This window comes from Dietzia sp. MNB45, assembly GCF_051994785.1.
In the GTDB taxonomy this organism is placed as follows: domain Bacteria; phylum Actinomycetota; class Actinomycetes; order Mycobacteriales; family Mycobacteriaceae; genus Dietzia; species Dietzia kunjamensis.
On the sequence record NZ_CP163397.1, the window covers coordinates 1,645,531 to 1,660,724 of the forward strand.

General features: G+C 70.5%; 13 protein-coding genes. 4 read left to right on the forward strand and 9 right to left on the reverse strand.

Features of this window, described 5'->3' with window-relative positions:
- Positions 1-92: 92 nt before the first annotated feature.
- Positions 93-476, forward strand: a complete 384-nt coding sequence (locus AB5G72_RS07930) for a YchJ family protein (protein ID WP_440221374.1) — start codon at positions 93-95, stop codon at positions 474-476.
- Here AB5G72_RS07930 and AB5G72_RS07935 read toward each other — a convergent pair.
- The 7 genes from AB5G72_RS07935 to AB5G72_RS07965 all read right to left on the reverse strand — a co-directional run bounded on the left by AB5G72_RS07935 (position 473) and on the right by AB5G72_RS07965 (position 7,690).
- Positions 473-1,012, reverse strand: coding sequence for a hypothetical protein (locus tag AB5G72_RS07935; RefSeq protein WP_132063274.1), 540 nt, complete (start codon positions 1,010-1,012; stop codon positions 473-475). The genes AB5G72_RS07930 and AB5G72_RS07935 overlap by 4 nt on opposite strands.
- 55 nt (positions 1,013-1,067) lie before the next feature.
- Entirely contained in the window at positions 1,068-2,057 is a 990-nt protein-coding gene (locus AB5G72_RS07940) for a TY-Chap domain-containing protein (protein WP_440221375.1), read from the reverse strand.
- Between the two features lie 79 nt (positions 2,058-2,136).
- Complete coding sequence (locus tag AB5G72_RS07945; RefSeq protein WP_067715878.1) at positions 2,137-2,952, reverse strand: NUDIX hydrolase; 816 nt, start codon at positions 2,950-2,952, stop codon at positions 2,137-2,139.
- Between the two features lie 52 nt (positions 2,953-3,004).
- Positions 3,005-3,625: a TetR/AcrR family transcriptional regulator gene (locus tag AB5G72_RS07950; protein WP_067715815.1), complete on the reverse strand. Its 621-nt coding sequence runs from the start codon at positions 3,623-3,625 to the stop codon at positions 3,005-3,007.
- Entirely contained in the window at positions 3,622-4,080 is a 459-nt protein-coding gene (locus AB5G72_RS07955; protein WP_096905531.1) for a DUF3817 domain-containing protein, read from the reverse strand. The genes AB5G72_RS07950 and AB5G72_RS07955 overlap by 4 nt, the downstream gene beginning before the upstream one ends.
- Before the next feature lie 85 nt (positions 4,081-4,165).
- The gene (locus tag AB5G72_RS07960; RefSeq protein WP_120283113.1) at positions 4,166-6,712 is read right to left on the reverse strand and encodes a DEAD/DEAH box helicase; all 2,547 of its coding nucleotides are present in this window, start codon (positions 6,710-6,712) and stop codon (positions 4,166-4,168) included.
- 27 nt (positions 6,713-6,739) lie between these two features.
- A complete protein-coding gene (locus AB5G72_RS07965; RefSeq protein WP_069390205.1) occupies positions 6,740-7,690 on the reverse strand; it encodes a proteasome assembly chaperone family protein in 951 nt (316 codons plus the stop codon).
- Between the two features lie 286 nt (positions 7,691-7,976).
- Here AB5G72_RS07965 and AB5G72_RS07970 point away from each other — a divergent pair, with 286 nt between their 5' ends.
- Positions 7,977-9,134 carry a DUF4192 family protein gene (locus AB5G72_RS07970; protein WP_440221376.1) on the forward strand — a complete coding sequence of 386 codons (1,158 nt, stop codon included), beginning with the start codon at positions 7,977-7,979 and terminating at the stop codon, positions 9,132-9,134.
- A gap of 11 nt (positions 9,135-9,145) precedes the next feature.
- Here AB5G72_RS07970 and galE read toward each other — a convergent pair whose 3' ends face one another.
- Together galE and AB5G72_RS07980 are read right to left on the reverse strand one after the other, a co-directional pair.
- Complete coding sequence (gene galE / locus AB5G72_RS07975) at positions 9,146-10,126, reverse strand: UDP-glucose 4-epimerase GalE (RefSeq protein WP_440221377.1); 981 nt, start codon at positions 10,124-10,126, stop codon at positions 9,146-9,148.
- Positions 10,123-10,812 (reverse strand): metal-dependent transcriptional regulator, encoded by a 690-nt coding sequence (locus AB5G72_RS07980; RefSeq protein ID WP_069390229.1) that lies wholly within the window; start codon positions 10,810-10,812, stop codon positions 10,123-10,125. The genes galE and AB5G72_RS07980 overlap by 4 nt, the downstream gene beginning before the upstream one ends.
- Before the next feature lie 229 nt (positions 10,813-11,041).
- Between AB5G72_RS07980 and AB5G72_RS07985 the strand changes: the two genes are divergently transcribed.
- The gene (locus tag AB5G72_RS07985; protein ID WP_096905527.1) at positions 11,042-12,274 is read left to right on the forward strand and encodes an acetoin utilization protein AcuC; all 1,233 of its coding nucleotides are present in this window, start codon (positions 11,042-11,044) and stop codon (positions 12,272-12,274) included.
- Positions 12,275-12,331: 57 nt separating this feature from the next.
- Positions 12,332-15,082: a bifunctional acetate--CoA ligase family protein/GNAT family N-acetyltransferase gene (locus tag AB5G72_RS07990; protein ID WP_440221378.1), complete on the forward strand. Its 2,751-nt coding sequence runs from the start codon at positions 12,332-12,334 to the stop codon at positions 15,080-15,082.
- Positions 15,083-15,194: the final 112 nt, after the last annotated feature.

The following is a 15,194-nucleotide window of genomic DNA, read 5'->3' on the forward strand; positions in this document are numbered from 1 at the left end:
CGTCCGGTGGCGGTACGGGGCGGGTCGGTGGCCGCCCGGTGCGACGGCGGTATCCTGATCGGATCGGATCGCAGGGTGAACGGAGTGGACCGATGAGCGCATGCCCGTGCGGCAGTGGGGACGGGTTCGGGACGTGCTGCGGTCCGATCGTCGAGGACGGCCTTCCGGCGCACACCGCCGAGCGGTTGATGCGGTCGCGGTACACGGCGTTCGTGCTGGGGCACACGGACCATCTCTGGCGCACGTGGCATCCCCGGACCAGACCGCCGACGGTCGAGGCATCCGACGTGGAGTGGACCGGGCTCACCGTCGTGGAGGTGGTCGCCGGAGATGAGGGCGACGACGACGGGGTGGTCGAGTTCGAAGCGCGGTACACCGGCCCGGAGGGCCCGACCGTGATGCGGGAACGGTCGCTGTTCGAGCGCAGGGGCGGGCGCTGGACGTACCTGACGGGGTCGGATCCCGCGGGCGACTAGGACCGGGCGGGGTCGTCCGGCTGGCGGGTCACGATGAACGAACCGATCGTGCCGGGGGTGGTCACATCGATCCGGCCGATCCTGACACCGCGGGGCACCGTCCAGGCCACCATTCCCCGGATCTCCTCGCCGGGGGTGGCCAGGACCGAGGGGACCAGCGGGTCGTCGACGATTCCCGCGGGGTTCTGGATCCGCTCGAAGGGTCGTCCCGAGGGGTCGAAGGCGGAGAAGTCGGCCGGACCCAACTCGGGCTGCCCGGACGACTGCACGGCACGGACATCCACCACCAGCACGGCGTCCGAGTACGCGGAGGACGGCTCGATCCGCAGGTTCGACACGGTGACGGTGGCGTCCCACAGATCGCCCGAGACGGGGAACGGGCGGTCGAACTGCTGGGATGAGGGCAGCGGGCCGCTGGGCTCCGCGGTGGGGGCGGGCACGGCGCGTTCGTCGTCGTCGCCGAGGAGCGACGGAGAGCAGGCACTGGTCAACACGGTCGCCACCGTGACCACGGCGGCGAGGGCGGCGCGACGCATAGGGGCGCTCCTGTGGCGGGATCGTGCGCCGGGCCGGTCCCGGCAGTCCCTGATCCTACGGCCCGTCGGGGTCGGGGTCATCGGAGGCTCGCAGGTCCCGCGAGTGTTTGCCCGCGACCCGGCGTACGAGGTCCGGGTAGACGTCATCGAGCTCCGCGGAGATCTCGGCCAGCTGGATCTTGAAGTTGACCGGCACGAACACCCGGTCGACGAACTCCGACTCGGCGGTGATCGCCTCGCCGTCGAAGACGTACCGGCACCACAAGGAGTCGCGGTTGAGGATCGCGACCTCGGTCTCCGCGGCGGCCGCGTCCTCCACCGCCGACACCAGCGGACTGCGGAACACGATGAGCGGCAGGGAACGGTGCGCGCGCACGAAGAGCAGGACGCACCCGGCGGGGACGGTGAAGACATCGTGCTCGTCGGCCCGGACGCGCCGCCGGTAGACCTCGGTGAGGGCCGCTTCCACAGCCCGGGTCGCCTGGTCCGGATCGGTGATCGGCTGCGGGCGGAAGTCATTCTCGCCGCCCGGGGGGCTCCCGGCGTCGGACGGGTCCCCGTCCGACGCCCCGGGCTCGACCGGACGCGCGCCGACGAGGTCATCCGGATCGGAGTCGGTGACATCGTGCAGGAACACCGGGTGTCGGATCCCGAACACCTGTTCCAGGGTCCCGGCGACGAGGTGGGACAGCTCGCGGGCCCGGTCCGTCGTCAGGCTGACACGTGGGCCGGCGGCGGGATCCGGTTCACGACCCGTGCCGGCGGCCTGCCATCCGAGGGCCGAGAGCTGCGCCAGTTGCGCGGGGCGCAGGGGGGTGGGGGTGTCCTCAGAACCGCCGCCGGAGACCTCGGCGTCGACCCGCCCGGAGGCGACGGCGGTGAACCGGATGTACGGCGTGTGCGCGGAGGGCGCACCGAGGACGGGTACCGCCAGGTCGAAGATCGCGCCGGGGACCAGGTCGCGCAGGAGATCGGCCAGGTGGGAGGCGAAACGGTCCCACCCGGCCGCGATCGACGCGTCCACGTCGAACTCGAATGCCGGCATGCAAGGCAGTCAACCACCGAGCCACCGTCTCCGTGAGCGGTTCGACAGGGTCCGGCGCACGGGTCCCGGCGCGCGCCGATCAGTTCCCGGTCGGCGGATGCCCTGCCTGATAGTCCGACCAGTACTCGTCGGAGCCGTCGAACCCGACCCTGATGCCGCCGCGGTGCTCGATGATCTCCGGTTGGATCGGCGCGATGGTCCGGGACGCGGCCAGTGCGGAGTCGACGTCAGCGAACTCGGCGAGGTGGCGTAGCTGGGTCCAGGTGGGCGGCAGCAGCATCGAGTGGCCCGTACGGAAGTCCGCCAGCAGGTCCACGGGGCGGGCCCACATGGTCAGGTCCACCTCGGTGGTCAGGTCGTCCGGCTCCTGCCCGCCTGGCAGTGCGGCGAGGAAGAACCGGGTGTCGTACCGGCGCTTCTCGACCTCGGGAGTGATCCAGTGGTCGAACGGACGGAGACGGCCGGCGGCCAGCGAGAGCTCCTCCCGCTCCAGGAAGCCGCTGAACGACAATTCGTGGGCTTCGAGCTCGGCCCGGGCCGAGTGGTACCTGCCGGCATCCGAGACCGCGGCTCCGTCGAGGTGATCCGCCAACAGGACACCGCACTCCTCGAACGTCTCCCGGGCGGCGGCGCAGACCAGCCGGCGGGCCCGCGGCTCGTCGCACCCGAGGCGCTCGGCCCACCAGGTGGGGGCCGGGCCCGTCCACGCGAGGTCGGGGTCGTCGTCGGCGGCGTCCACCCCTCCACCCGGGAAGACGGTCATCCCACCGGCGAACGCCATACCCTTGACGCGGCGGGCGACGAACACCTCCGGGCCGGCGGTGGAATCGCGGATCACCATCACGGTGGAGGCGTCCTTGACGGGGCGGGCGGTGCTCTGGTCAACCTCGGTCATGCTGACAGTCTCGCCCGACGCGGTGGCGCGCCCCACACCGGGGTGGGTGTGGTCAGTCGGAACCCGTGGCGGCCGGAGGCAGGACGCCGTAGAGCACGTGGCGGACCTGCTCGGTGACAGTCCCGCGGCTGTCGCTGACGGGGGAGCGCTCCACCCCGCACCGCACGATGGTCATGTAGAGCACGTCGAACACGGTCTGGGCCGGACCGGCGAGGTCGTCCGCGGTCGCGGAAGTGCCCGAGTGACCTGCGAGGACGCCGGCGATGAGGTCGCGAAGCTCTCCGAGGATGCGTTGCGCCTCCGCGCGGTGCGGCCCGGGCTCCCCGAACAGCGTCTCGCGGTGGTACGCCGCGATGTTCTCCGGCTGCCTGTCGAGCGCCACCAGGAGAGGTTCGCACAGGGTGACGAGATCGTTCACCGGGTCGCCGGTGGCCGGGACGGTCTCGACCATCGCGCGGAACTCGTCGTTGGCGACCATGCACAACAGTTCGCCCTTGGACTGCGCGTACCGGAACAGCGTCCCCGTCCCGACCTCGGCCAGATCGGCGACCTCCTGGGTGGTCACCGAGGAGTAGCCGCGACGGGTGAACAGGTCGCGGGCGGCCGCGTGGATGCGCCGCTGCTTGTCGGCCTTGTTCAACTCCCGGCGGCCGGGTTCGCGGGTGGGGGTCACGAGAACCACTCGGTCGGCGGGCCGGCCATCAGCAACAGCGAGAACACGATCGCCACCACGACGAGCGTCGCCACCAACGCGAGGGCGGGCGACCGCACCGCGAAGGCCAGCACGCGCTCCGGGAGCGTACGCGGGGCGTCGCCCTCCGGGCCGACCCGCCACGGGCCGTCGAGCAGTCCACGACGCTCCACCGACCGCTCGAACGGGACGGTCGCATAGGGGATCACGGCGGAGGCCAGACCGAGGACACCGGTCCCTGCGGTCCACCGCTTGTCGGTCCAGACCGCGACGGTGGCCACCGCGTAGCAGAGGAACACGAACCCGTGGACGCTGCCGCCGACCATGGTCGCCCAGTCGAATCCCAAGCCGTACTTGCCGATCATGCCCAGGATCAGGAGCGTCCAGGTGACCACCTCCGCGAGCGCGAGTCTCTTGTACAGGATGCGGGGGGTCACAACTGTCCTCCATCGATCGGGTCGGGGTTCGTCGCACATGCTACGGACCCGGGCCGCGCGGGTAGGTTCCAGGTCGGGGGCGGGTTCACCCGTGGAGGGCGAGTGAGGCGAAACGCACCTCGCCCGCCTCGTCGCAGGCCGCCAGGTCCACCACACCCTCGATCGCCCAACCGTGGTCGCCCTCCGGGTCGTCGAGCACCTGCCGGACCCGCCACGTATTGGTCTCCACGCCGGGGCCCGACTCGGTGACCGTGAACAGTGCGGGGCCACGGGCCGCCGGACCGGTTCCGATGGCGTCGTACTCGTCCCAGTAGGCGTCGATCTCCGAGTCCCAGTCGGGGTGGTCGGGAACGTCGGCGTCAAGTTCCGCCAACCGCTCGATGTCGTCGCGCGAGAGCAGTTCGACGCGGCGGAACATCGCGTTGCGCACCATCACGCGGAACGCGCGCCTGTTCGCGGTGACGGGCCTGGTGTTCCCGGCGGACTCACCGAACGCGAGCTCCGCGACCTGGGCGGACGACAGATCCGGGTCGGTGAGGAGCTCCCACTCGTCCAGCAGGCTCGAGTCCACCTGTCGGACCAGTTCGCCCAGCCACTCGACCAGGTCCTCGAACTCCTCGGAGCGTCGGTCGGCGGGGACGGTCTGGCGCAGTGCCCGGTAGGCGTCGGTGAGGTAGCGCAGGACGGCTCCCTCGGAGCGGCCGAGCCCGTAGGCCGAGACGAGGTCCGAGAACGTCATGCCCCGTTCGACCATCTCCCGGATGACCGATTTCGGTGACGGTTCGATCCCGGCGACCCACGGATGCCCTGCGCGGTAGGCGTCGTAGGCGTCGGCGATGAGGTCCCCGAGCGGCTTGGGCCACGAGATGTCCTCGACCAACTCCATGCGCTCGGAGTACTCGACCCCGTCGGCCTTGAGCGCCCCGATCGCCTCCCCACGGGCCTGGCGCTGCTGGGCGTACAGGATCGGCCGGGGATCGTCGAGCACGGCCTCGATCACCGAGACCAGGTCCAGCTCGGGGGTGGGGGACTCCGGGTCGAGCACCTCCATCGCAGCGATCGCGAACGGCGCCAGCGGCTGGTTCAGCGCGAAATCCCGTTGGAGGTCCACCGTCAGCCGGACGTGCCGCCCGTCGCCGTCGGGCTCCGGGAGCCGTTCCACGATCCCGGCGGCCTCCAGTCCGCGGAACAGCTCGATCGCGCGGAGCACGTGCCGACGTACCCGCGCGCGGGTCTCGTGCGAGGACAACAGCAGGTGCCGCATGTGGTCGTAGCAACTGCCGGGTCGGGAGATGATGTTGAGCAGCATCGAGTTGCTCACCTCGAAGCGACTGGTCAGTTGCTCCGGCTGCGCGCCGACGAGCTTGTCGAAGGTCGACCGGGACCAGTTGACGAACCCCTCGGGGGGCTTCTTCTTGCCCGCCTTGGCCTTCTTCTTGGGGTTGGCGGCGGCCTTCGCGGCGGCCTTGGCGTTCTCGATCTCGTGCTCGGGGGCGAGCACCACCACGAACCCCTCGGTGTCGAACCCGGCCCGACCGGCACGGCCCGCGATCTGGTGGAACTCGCGGGCCTTGAGGACCCGCTGACGACGGCCGTCGAACTTGGTCAGGCCGGTGAACAGCACGGTCCGGATGGGCACGTTGATCCCGACGCCGAGGGTGTCCGTACCGCAGATGACGGTGAGCAGGCCGTCCTGCGCCAGCCGCTCCACCAGCCGCCGGTATTTGGGGAGCATGCCCGCGTGGTGGACGCCGATCCCGTGGAGCAGGAGTTTGCGCAGGGTGCGGCCGAACGCGGTGCTGAACCGGAACCCGCCGATCTCCTCGGAGACCGCGGCCTTGCGCTCCTTGGTCGCCACCGAGAGCGAGGTCAACGCCTGGGCCTGTTCGAGTGCGGCGGCCTGGGTGAAGTGGACGATGTAGACGGGGGCCTTGCCGTCACGGAGGAGCAGTTCCACCGTCTCGTGGACGCCGCTGAGCTCGTACTCGAACGACAGGGGGACGGGGCGTTCGGTGCCGCCGATGTGCACGCACTCCCGACCCGTGCGCCGACGCAGGTCCTCCCGCAACCAGTCGACGTCCCCGAGGGTCGCGGACATGAGCAGAAACTGCGTGTCGGGCAGTTCGATGAGCGGCACCTGCCAGGCCCACCCGCGGTCCGGCTCGGAGTAGTAGTGGAACTCGTCCATCACCACCTGGCCGATGTCGGCGGCCGACCCCTCTCGCAGGGCGATGTTGGCGACGATCTCGGCGGTGGCGCAGACGATGGGGGCGTCGGCGTTGACCGAGGCGTCGCCGGTGAGCATGCCCACGTTCTCGGCGCCGAAGACCTCGCACAGGGCGAAGAACTTCTCGCTGACGAGCGCCTTGATGGGGGCGGTGTAGTAGCTGCGGACACCTCGTGCCATCGCCGAGAAGTGGGCCCCCAGGGCCACGAGGGACTTGCCGGAGCCTGTGGGGGTGGCCAGGATCACGTGGCTGCCGGCGGCGATCTCGAGGACGGCTTCCTCCTGCGCCGGGTACGGCGTCAGCCCCCGGTCGGCGGCCCACGCCACGAACGCGTCGAACACCGCCTCGTCGTGCAGGTCGGCGGGGACGTCGTCGAGGTCGGCGAGGAGGTGGGGCAGATGCACCGGTCCGAGCCTAGTCGCCGGGGTCGGTCAGCCGTTCATCTCCGGGCCCCGGCCCGACCCGTCGTCCTCGGCCTGCTGGGCCAGGAACCGCTCGAACTCGGCACCGATCTCGTCGCCGGAGGGCAACGGCTTGCCGCCGGGGTTGAGTGAATCGGAGCCCAGCCGCGTCTCCATGAACTGGTCGTACTGCTTCTCCATGAGCTCGACGGCGGTGAGGACCTCGTGGTTGTTCTCGATCTGCGCGTTGACCTGCGCGGTGAACTCCTCGGCGGCCTTCTCCAGTCCGGTGGTCGGCAGCTCGAGGTCCGCGAGCCGCGAGACGTTGTCGACGAGGTTGAGCACCGCCGCGGGGTACGCGGTCTGGGACAGGTACTGGGGGACGTGCACGGTGAAGCCCGCGGACGGGATCCCGTGCTCGGCCATCCGCAGCTCGAGCAGTGAGGTCACGTTGCCGGGCACGGAGAACTCGCCGGGCCAGGCGGTGAACCCCTGGATGAGGTCCACATCACTGGCGTGGGCGCTGGAGTTGGTCGGCCGGGTGTGCGGCACGCCCAGCGGCATGGCCCCGAGTCCGATCGACATGCGGACGCCGAAGGTGGCGGCCAGATCGATCACGGAGTTGGTGAAACCGTCCCACTTCAGGTCGGGTTCGAGGCCCGAGAGCAACAGGAACGACGTGCCGTCGGTGGCCTTGACGGCGTGCAGTTGGATCGTCGGCTGGTCGTACTCGGAGAACCGATCGAACGAGTATTTCAGGTGGGGGCGGCGGGACCGGTAGTCCACCAGCTCGTCGACGTCGAACTCGACGATCAGCTGCGAGTCCAGGGTTTCGCGGAGGTGTTCGGCCACGCCCTGGATCGCCTGGCCGGCATCCGAGAACCCCTCGAGTCCGTGCACGAGGACCGGCCCGCGGCCGTCCTCAGAACGCAGGTCGGGAACGGGTTCGATCATTCGGTACAGATCGCTGTGCCTGGCCATGTCGACTCCTCTCGTCACCACACCCCGTCCGTCGGGAGTACGGGGTCGCCCGGTCGTCCATCCGGGACGGGGTTCACAACTGTGACAACGACACCGCGCCCGGGTTGATTCCCCGGTGGCGGTGCCCCTGCCGTTCCCCACAGGTCGTCCCCCTCTCCACAGGCGGGGCGCGACAGGACGCCCGCAGGCCTCCGGTGGCCGACCACGTGCCCGATGGTGAGACCGGTGCACGGCACCTGCGGGCCGGGACCCGGGCGGGGCCCAGGACGCGCGAGACAGGAGACGGATGAGGACGATGACGACCGGCGAGATGATCGACGATGACGGGGCGGACGGACGGGCGACGGTGGTGATCTCCTCGCCGGAGGAGTTGATCGCCTCCATACCGGCGATGCTCGGGTTCCCACCGGGCCGGGGGTCGGTGGTGGTGCTGTGCGGCGAGACGGCCGACGGCGGGCAGGGGCCGGTGGTCCGTATGGATGTCGACGGGTTGCTGGGGGCGGGACGGGGCGACCCCGATGACGACGAGTTGCTCGACGGTGACGACGACGTGGACGGTTATCACGACGACGGTCCCGACGACGCTTCCGTGGGGCGCTCGAACCCGGCTGTCGATCCCGGTCCCGCGCGCGGGTTGGCGCAGTTCTGCGCGCGGGAGGGGATCGGGTCGGTGCATCTGGTCGTGGTGCACGAGGACTGCGTGGAGGACTACCACGCGGGCTTGCGGGCGGAGGACGCCGCATCGGCGTTCGAGTACTGGCTGGGTGTCGCGGGCACAGAGGTCGCGGCGGCCTACGGCGTCGGCGAGTTCGCCGAGGGCGCACCGTGGGTGGACCTGTTCGGGATGGTCCGTGGGGTCCAACTCGATCCCGACTCGACGCAGATCGCCGCGGTCCACGCGTACGGTGGCCGGGTCCGGGCCGGCTCGCGGGACGAGATAGACCGGATGTACCTCGTGCGGGACGCGGACGCCTGCGACGAGGATCCCCACGAGTCGGGGCCGCCGCGGGTGGACGGGGCCCGTCGGGTGGCGGAGGCGGTGGTGGCCGAGGCGGTCGAGCGTCACGACGACGCCGCACGTCGACTGGAGGTGGGGGAGAGTGTCGACGACGACGAGCTCGCCGGAATCGGCCGGGACCTGCTCGTCATCGCGGTTCGGGACGAGATCTACCGGCGGCTGGCCCAGCGGGGTCTGGGCGACGGCGACGGCCGACGTCTCGTGTGGTGGGCGGTCGCGCGCCGGAGGCCGGGGCGCGAACGCTCGGTGGCGCTCCTGCTACTCGGCGCCGCGGCCTACTTCGACGGTAGCGGGGTGCATGCCTGGTCGGCCCTGTCGGCGGCCCTGGACGCCGACGCCGGCAACTCCCTCGCCCGGCTCCTGATCGACAGCCTGCACGCGGGCCTGTCTCCGGAACGGCTCAGGCAGGTGGCCGCGGCCGCCTGAGCCGCTCCGGGTCAGCGCGGAGCCGAGTGCGCGCGGTCGCCGAGCGCCTCGGTGAACGCCCAGGCGTCCTCGACGACCGTACGCAGGTCGGTGCGGGAGGGGTTCCACCCGAGTTCGGCGATCGCCCGGGCGCTGGAGGCCACGAGCACCGCCGGGTCGCCGGCGCGACGTGGGGCGACGACGTCGGGGATGGGATGTCCGGTGACCTCCCGGCACACGTCGATGACCTCACGGACGGAAAACCCCTCACCGCTGCCCAGGTTGAGCACCCGGTGGGTGCCGGGAGTGTTGGTCTCCAGCGCCAGCAGATGGGCGTCGGCGAGGTCGGCGACGTGGATGTAGTCGCGGATGCACGTGCCATCGGGGGTGGGCCAGTCGTCACCGAAGACCTTGATATCGGCGCGATGGCCGAGCGCGACCTGCAGCACGAGGGGGATGAGGTGGGTCTCCACGACCCGGTTCTCGCCCGCACCGTGATAGGCCCCGGCGACGTTGAAGTAGCGCAGGCTGGTCGCGGCGAGACCGTACGCGGTGGCGTACGACGTGATGGCGTGATCGATCGCGAGTTTGGTGGCCCCGTAGGTGTTGGTCGGACGCGTGGGCATGTCCTCGGTGATGGGGACCTGCTCGGGCTCGCCGTAGGTGGCGGCGGTGGAGGAGAACACCAGGTTGCCCACCCCGGACTCACGCATCGCGTCGAGGAGGGCCAGGGACGTGACGACGTTGCCCTGCCAGTACTTCCCGGGCTTCTCGACGGACTCGCCGACGAGGGAACGCGCGGCGAAGTGCAGGACACCGTCGAACGAGGAGTCGAGAACCTCCGGCGCGCGTACGGCCACGTCCCCCTCGACGAACGTCGCCCCCTCGGGAACCCCGTCCCGGTTACCCGTGGACAGGTCGTCGAGCACCACCACCTCGTGACCGCGCTCGATCAGGACCGTCGCGCAGACCCCGCCGACATACCCGGCGCCGCCGGTGACGAGCAGCTTCACGAGACGATCTCGACCTGGATCGCGTGGGCGTGGTCGCCGTCGAGTTCCACCGTGCGCCCCTCACCGGAGTCGAGCTCGACGAGGTGCCCGCGGCGGGTGGCGGTGACGGTTCTGAGCGGTTCGACGCCCGCGGCCCGGAGCTCGGAGATCAGTTCCGTGTCGATCTGCACGTTCTCACCGATCGCCCGGATCCGGACCCGGTGGGCCACGTCGCTCTCCAGCGCCGAGAGCCTGATCTGGTTGGGGTCGTCGAGGGCGGAGGCGGGGTACCCGATCCGCTCCAGCCCGGGGATCGGGTTGCCGTAGGGAGAGGTCCGGGGGTCATCGAGGACCTCGATGAGCCGCCGCTCGACGTCGTCGCTCATCACGTGCTCCCAGCGGCACGCCTCGGCGTGGACCTTCTCGAGCTCCAGTCCGATCACATCGACCAGGAGACGCTCGGCGAGGCGGTGCTTACGCATCACACCCACCGCGAGTTCCCTGCCCGTAGCGGTGAGCTGGAGATGCCGGTCGGGGGCCACGAGGACCAACCCGTCGCGCTCCATCCGCGCGACGGTCTGGCTCACGGTCGGCCCGCTCTGCTCGAGGCGCTCCGCGATCCTCGCCCGCAGCGGGATCACGCCTTCCTCCTCGAGTTCGTAAATGGTGCGGAGGTACATCTCGGTGGTGTCCACCAGGTCCTTCACGCTGCAGTCCTCCACGGTCGGATCGTCGATAGGTGTGCGACTCCCCGCAGGCGCGGGCGCCGTCAGGGTTCTGCCTCCGAGACTACCGTCGGGCCACCGACCGGGGTGGAGAGCGGACAATCGGGGGCCGGGCCCGGTGCCACACGCGTAGATTCACGGGTGACGTGCCCCACTGCTCGCTCGGGGTGCTCGGGCCGGGAACTACCCGGCCCACGGGAGGACGGTGGCTATGGCCGGGATCGGGGACGGCGTCGCGGCGAAGGTCGTGTGGAGTCCGTCATTGCTGGAGTACCGGCATTCCGCTGACCACCCGATGAGTCCACGGCGGCTCGATCTGACCATGTCCCTCGCGACCGAGCTCGGCGTCCTGCAGGGTGTCGAGATGCTGGACCCCGGGTCGGCCAGCGAGGACGAGCTACTGAGGGTCCACACCTCCCGCTACATCGACGCCGTCAAGGCCGCCGGCGACCTGCCGCCCGGTGAGCATGTCGGGATGAGCCACGGGCTCGGGACGGCCGACAACCCGACGTTCCCGGCGATGCACGAGGCCAGCGCGGCGGTCGCGGGCGGCACGCTGACGGCCGCCCGGGCCATCGCCAGCGGGGCCGCGACGCGTGCGGTCTCCGTCGCCGGGGGGATGCACCACGCCATGCCCGCTGCCGCCGCCGGGTTCTGCGTCTACAACGACGCGGCGGTGGCGATCAGCTGGTTGCTCGACAACGGGTACGACCGCGTCGCCTACGTCGACATCGACGTCCACCACGGGGACGGCGTCCAGACCGCGTTCTACGAGGACCCGCGGGTCCTGACGGTGTCCCTGCACCAGCACCCAGCCACCCTGTGGCCGTCCACCGGCTGGGCGTCGGAGACCGGTGTCGGCCGCGCGGAGGGCACCGCCGTCAACCTGGCGTACCTCCCCGCGGTCACCGATGATCTCTGGCTGCGGGGCTTCCACGCCGTGGTCCCCGGAGTGCTGCGGACGTTCGAACCCCAGATCATCGTCATGCAGGCCGGGTGCGACTCGCACCGTGAAGACCCGCTCGCCGACCTCTCGTTGACCGTCGACGGTCACCGGCAGTCGTATCTGGAGGTCGTGGCGCTGGCTGACGAACTCTGCGAAGGGAGACTCATCGCGATCGGCGGGGGCGGCTACGAACTGGTGCGGGTGGTCCCGCGGTCGTGGACCCACCTCATCGCTGCCGTGCTGGGGGTCCCGCTCGACCCGGCGACCGCGATCCCGGACCAGTGGCGGGCCGCGGCCGGCAGGTTCACCGTCCCCGACCGCGTCCCGCAGACGATGGGGGACGGGGAGACCCCCGGCTACACCCCGTGGGAGCCCGCGGGATCCGATCGGGGGGTGGAGATGGATCGTTCGCTCGCCCGACTCGACCAGTCGATCCTCGACACCCGCCGCTCGGTTTACCCCCTGCTCGGACTCGACCCGGACGATCCCCGCGACTGACCGGCGGCGCTGCAACAGACTCATCGACCCCCTACCCCTCAGTCCCTGGAGGACCCCATGGCGCACCCCGGCGACCGCGAGACCGTTGACACGGTGACCGAGAACCCGACCGACGCCACCCCGGCGGTGGACCCACCCGAGCACGCGTCGACCGACACCTCCGTCGACGAGTACCCGGAGGGCTATCCCCACGAGTGGGCTGCGGACGTACTCGGATCCGACGGGCGGGCCGTGCGCGTGCGGCCGATCCTGCCCAACGACGCCGAGAAGATCTCCCGGTTCCACACCAGCCTGTCCGAGCGCACCCGCTACCTGCGTTACTTCGGATCGCACGATGTGCTGTCCGACCGTGAACTCGCCCGGATGACCAACATCGACTACCGCGACCGGATGGCGTTCGTCGCCGAGTTGGGCGCGGAGGTCATCGGCATGGCGATCTACGAGCGACTGCCGAACTCGACCTTCGCCGAGGTCGCGTTCACCATCTCCGACCAGCATCAGGGGCGTGGGCTGGGGTCGATCTTCCTCGAGCACCTGGCCGGCGCCGCGGCCGAATGCGGGATCGACCACTTCGAGGCCGAGGTGCTCTCCGAGAACCGGTCGATGATCCAGGTGTTCCGGCGGGCCGGGTACGAGATCTCCCGTTCGTTCGATGGGTCCACTCTCCACCTGGAGTTCGCGATCGACCCATCCGAGGCCTTGACCAATGTCCGGAACTCGCGGGAGGCGGCGGCGGAGGCACGGAGTCTGGCGCGTGTGCTCAACCCCAGTTCCGTCGCCGTGATCGGCGCCTCGGACCAGGTGGGCAAGATCGGGCACACGGTACTGCGCAACCTCATCGGCAACGGGTTCTCCGGTCCCGTGTACCCCGTCAATTCCGATGCCACGTCGGTGCAGTCCGTGCGCGCCTATCCGAGCGTCAGGGACATCCCGGATCCCGTCGACCTCGCGGTAGTGGCAGTACCGGCGGCGTCCATGTCGGAAGTCCTCGACGACTGCCTGTCGAAGGGCGTGTCGACCCTCGTCGTCATCTCCGCCGGGTTCTCGGACGTCGGCAGCGCCGGCGTCGTCTCCGAACGGCGTCTGGTCAGCGAGGCCCGCGCCCACGGGATGCGCGTGGTCGGCCCCAACGCGCTCGGGGTGATCAACACCTCACCCGACGTGCAGCTCAACGCGACCCTCGCAGAAGTCGTTCCGGGACCCGGCCGCACGGGGTTCTTCTGCCAGTCGGGTGCGCTCGGGATCGCCATCCTCGCCGCCGCGGCCCGACGTAGGCTCGGGCTGTCCACGTTCGTCTCCGCCGGTAACCGCGCCGACGTCTCCGGCAACGACCTGCTGCAGTACTGGGACACCGACACCGCCACCGAGGTGGTGCTGCTCTACCTGGAGAGCTTCGGTAACGCCCGCAAGTTCTCCCGGATCGCCCGGCGCGTGGCGCGCAACAAGCCGGTGGTGGTGGTCCGCCGAGCGGCCGACGATCTGGAGTCGGGCGTCGAGGGGCTGACGGCGAACGCCATCGGTGGACTGTTCCGCGACTCCGGCCTCATCCAGGTGGATTCCATCACGGACATGTTCGACACCGCCACGCTCCTGGCCTACCAACCGCTGCCCACGGGAGGTCGCCTCGGCATCGTCGGCAACTCCTCCGCGGTCGGACGCCTCGGCGGGGACTCCGCGCGTCAACAGGGCTTCACCGTGGCGCATTCGGTCGATCTGGGTGCCGGCGCGTCCCCGGAGGAGTTCCGCGAGGCGATCGCGGACGTCCTCGCACGTGACGAGGTCGACTCGGTCCTGACGGTGTTCGTCCCTCCGGTCGCGACGGAACCCGACGCCTATGCCGAGGCGATCCGTACCGCCGCGGGCGAGAGCAGCAAGCCCGTGGTGAGTACCTTCCTCGCGGGGGAAGGGCTGCCGGAGGGACTGACGGTGACCGACGAGTCCGGGGTGGCGGCGCGGGGCTCGATACCCTCCTACCCGTATCCCGAACGAGCGGTGTCCGCACTGGTGCGCGCCCGCCGGTACGCCGAGTGGCTCGACAAGCCGGCCGAGGAGCCCGCCGAGTACGAGGACATCGACCGCGCACGCGCGCGGGAGCTCGTGGACTCGCTCTGCCAGCTCCACGCCGGAACCGAGTCGTTCGAGCTCACGCAGGGCCAGGTCCGGGCCCTGTTGGAGTGCTACGGGATCGACATCGTCGACTACCGCGTCGTGACGGATGTCGACCAGGCCGTGATGGCCGCCGACGAGTTGGGCTACCCGGTGGCGGTCAAGGCGATGAGTGACCGGTGGCGGACCCGCAGCGATCAGTCCGGGGTGCGACTCGACCTCGTCGACTCTGCCGCGGTGCGGCATGCCTTCGCGTTCCTCCAGTCCACGACGGGCTCACGTTCCCTGCACGTGCAGAAGATGGCGACCAAGGGGGTCGCCGTGACCATCCGGGTCGCCGATCACCCGATCTTCGGCACCCTCATCTCGTTCGGACTGTCCGGGATGTTGTCGGATCTGCTGGCCGACCGGGCGTTCAGCACGCTGCCGATCTCACCCCGCGAGGCGGCCGCCCTGCTCGACCGGCCCCGGGCCGCAGCGCTCCTCGACGGGTATGCCGGGGACGCGCCTGTGGACCGTGACGCGTTGGTGGAGCTCATGGGGCGGGTTTCATGCCTGGTAGAGGACGTGCCGGAGATGCGGCGCATGTCGGTGGACCCGGCGCTCGCCGGACCCGACGGTCTCGCGGTGCTCTACGCAACGGTCCGGCTGGGGCCGCCCCCCAGGTTCAGCGCCGACGAGGGGCCCCGCCGGCTGCGCTAGGTGCTGTGGTCGGCCCTGGACGGCACCGCGAAGGCCCCGCCCCTCCCGATCGGGGGAGGCGGGGCCCTGGGATTGCGACCTCACGGTGTGAAGGGCTCCGGGGAACCCGGCT

Coding starts and splice junctions, on each gene's coding strand:
- AB5G72_RS07930 (WP_440221374.1), top strand. CDS start 93: ATGAGCGCATGCCCGTGCGGCAGTGGGGACGGGTTCGGGACGTGCTGC.
- AB5G72_RS07990 (WP_440221378.1), top strand. CDS start 12,332: ATGGCGCACCCCGGCGACCGCGAGACCGTTGACACGGTGACCGAGAAC.
- AB5G72_RS07985 (WP_096905527.1), top strand. CDS start 11,042: ATGGCCGGGATCGGGGACGGCGTCGCGGCGAAGGTCGTGTGGAGTCCG.
- AB5G72_RS07940 (WP_440221375.1), bottom strand. CDS start 2,057: ATGCCGGCATTCGAGTTCGACGTGGACGCGTCGATCGCGGCCGGGTGG.
- AB5G72_RS07965 (WP_069390205.1), bottom strand. CDS start 7,690: ATGGCCAGGCACAGCGATCTGTACCGAATGATCGAACCCGTTCCCGAC.
- AB5G72_RS07970 (WP_440221376.1), top strand. CDS start 7,977: ATGAGGACGATGACGACCGGCGAGATGATCGACGATGACGGGGCGGAC.
- AB5G72_RS07945 (WP_067715878.1), bottom strand. CDS start 2,952: ATGACCGAGGTTGACCAGAGCACCGCCCGCCCCGTCAAGGACGCCTCC.
- AB5G72_RS07935 (WP_132063274.1), bottom strand. CDS start 1,012: ATGCGTCGCGCCGCCCTCGCCGCCGTGGTCACGGTGGCGACCGTGTTG.